2 protein-coding genes and 1 pseudogene are annotated in these 2558 nt (G+C 49.7%); all 3 read right to left on the reverse strand.

Annotation, left to right across the window (positions count from 1 at the left end; translation table 11 throughout):
* A pseudogene (locus tag AB7C91_RS13780) lies at positions 1 to 241 on the reverse strand (ABC transporter substrate-binding protein); the annotation flags it as partial.
* A gap of 31 nt (positions 242 to 272) precedes the next feature.
* Positions 273 to 1049, reverse strand: coding sequence for an IS21-like element helper ATPase IstB (gene istB / locus AB7C91_RS13785; protein WP_428592457.1), 777 nt, complete (start codon positions 1047 to 1049; stop codon positions 273 to 275).
* A complete protein-coding gene (locus AB7C91_RS13790) occupies positions 1049 to 2335 on the reverse strand; it encodes a Mu transposase domain-containing protein (RefSeq protein ID WP_428592460.1) in 1287 nt (428 codons plus the stop codon). Before AB7C91_RS13790 ends, istB begins: the two co-directional genes overlap by 1 nt.
* Positions 2336 to 2558: the final 223 nt, after the last annotated feature.

Raw genomic sequence — 2558 nt, forward strand, 5'->3', positions numbered from 1 at the left:
CGATGTACTTTGCTTCAACCGTGATCAATGGATGCGTTGCATTGAAATCCCCAACAATTTCATCCACCAACGGCCAATACTGCTGTTCAAGAGCATGCCACCATTCAATGGTGATAGGTTTGCTAATGTCAATGACTTTTTTAGGTCGTTCGGTAATGACTACTTGAGTCTTTCCGGTAATGACCCTTTTAGAAGGTGGAGTAACCACTGTTTTCAGTAGTACGGTAATGACTTTTTTCACCAGTACGGTAAGCACTTTTTAAGGCTCCGACTCAGAAGTCAGCCAGCTTTTTTTCCTCCTTGAATTCCGGGTGTTTTATACGATATGACTCTCCTCTGAGAGAAAAACATCTTGAATGATGCAACAATCTGTCCAGCAGCGCCGCTGTGAGTACAGGATCACCGAGAACTTCAGCCCATTCCGTTACGTCCTTATTCGAAGTGATGATGAGAGAAGAACGTTCATACAAGTCGCTCACGAATGAGAAGAAGGTGTTTGCCTGCTCGCGAGTGATCGAGACATACCCGATTTCGTCGATGATGACCAACTGTGCCTTCCTGAGCCGCCTGATTCGGAATGCTGCCTGCCGCTGCCTTCTTGCATTGTCCAGGAGATCGATAAGGTCGCCCATCCTCTCATAACAAACGCTGTATCCGGCATTGATGGCCTCGAGCCCCAAACCAAGAGCCAGCATGGTCTTCCCAAGTCCTGGAGGTCCAAAAAATAGGACGTTGCTTGCCGCATCGATCCAATTGAGTTCTTTCAGCTGGAGAATCTGGGTGGGGGTTATTCCCCCATCCAGTTCCGATGTATCAAACTCATCAATTGAACGAACATTCGGAGGAAAGTGGGCACCGGCGTAATTGCGCTTCCTCTTCTTCTCATTGCGTGCATTCAGCTCAGCTTCCAGCACCGTAAGAAGGAATTGCCGCGGCGTGAGATTCTCCTTTTCTGCCTCGTTGATGAGGTCCGGAAGCAGCACCGAAGCCTGTTTCAATCCGAAAGAGATGAGCAATCGTTGCACATAGGGGGTTTTGGGGTTTCTCATCATCGCTGGCCCCCTTCGTGTTCAGCACTCAACTCTCGGAAAGCCTTTGCATAGGATTCCAAACCGCGCTGTTGGACTTTCACACCGGAAAGGGGCTTTGCCCCCAACGGGTCCAGCGGAAAATCGCTGGGATGCATTTCTTTCTCCAGCAAGGTGAAGATGGTCTCAAATCCGGCAATACTGTAGGCACACTGATTGCAACAGGCTGCAAACACCTGTTCCAGGAATTCTCTGTCGATGGGTTTCCTGCTTTCCAAGAACCGTTCGATTGCCTTCAACTGATCATACCGGTACCGGACATGCTCCTTGCATACCCCGTTGATGAAATGGTCCAGGCTCTTGCTGAAGTATTTGACCCGAAGTGCTGTGGCGACCGCTTTCCATGCATCGGAGGGTTCCCTCTTCAGCTCGGGAGCCTTTACCGTGATGCCCTTGCGCTTGTCTATCTCATGCTGGATGATCTTGTCGCCCGTTTTGATGTCATAGATGTGGATTACATCATTGATGACCTTGTATTTGACGAAGGAGAAGCAATAGGTTCTGGGAACCGGGTATCGGTTCGCCTTGTAGCGGACGTACGGCATGTCCTTAACTTCATAGATGATGAAATCGTTCTCCACCATTGCATACAGCGAAGGCACCAATGGTTGGAGGAACTGTTGCTCCACCTTCAGCTGCTCAACAGGAATTTGATATGTACCCCGTTCGATGCGGACATTCTTGCGGTTCTGCCAAGCGGCAATCCCGGTCCTTGCTTCCTGCAGCGTATGCAATTTGCGTGCACTGAAGTAGTTCTGCTTTACGAATTGGACAGATTTTTCGATTCCTCCTTTGGATTCAGGATCCGCTTTCCTGCAAACAAATAAGCTTAGGTTCTGCTCCTTGAGAAAGGCCGAGAATGTCTGGGTCTCGATGATCTCGCCGTACTTCTCCTCATAGATGAAAACGGTGTCTTGGTCGATTACCAATACCTCCACGCGCCCGCCGATGCGCTTGAAGCAGAGGTAGAGGCCGCGGCACGCTTCTGCGGAATTGAACTTGTGGTCTTGCACCACCACAAACAAGAACTTGCTGAAGCGGAGAAGCATGCACATGAAATGGATGGTTATCCCATCCTCGATCTTCTGCTCACCGAAATCTACGATTAGTTGCTTGCCAGGAGGAATGCCGTCCACAAACTCATAGATTCGTCCCTTGTTCTCAGACTTCGGCACCTGACCGGTGCCGCGCAACCAGCGAACATAATTGCGCAGTGTCTGCTCATTGCCCGGAAGTTGGATGACCATCCTTGTATCTACGTATAGCTCTTCCAGCACGTCGTAGATGCTGCTTATCTTCAGGTCCGGGGAGTTCCTTTGCAGAATTTCTATGATGGTTGCCCGTTACGGCTCTGTATCGAACACCCTCTCTTTTGCAAAAGGAGATTCTTGACTGGACTCTGTCTCGTCCATGTCATAATATTTGGCCACAGTCGGCCAAGACGGGGGAGTCTCGTTGTCTTCGATGAAT

It is taken from the genome of Sphaerochaeta sp. (genome assembly GCF_050256055.1).
Lineage (GTDB): Bacteria > Spirochaetota > Spirochaetia > Sphaerochaetales > Sphaerochaetaceae > Sphaerochaeta.

Coding starts and splice junctions, on each gene's coding strand:
- AB7C91_RS13790 (WP_428592460.1), bottom strand. CDS start 2,335: ATGGTCATCCAACTTCCGGGCAATGAGCAGACACTGCGCAATTATGTT.
- istB (WP_428592457.1), bottom strand. CDS start 1,049: ATGAGAAACCCCAAAACCCCCTATGTGCAACGATTGCTCATCTCTTTC.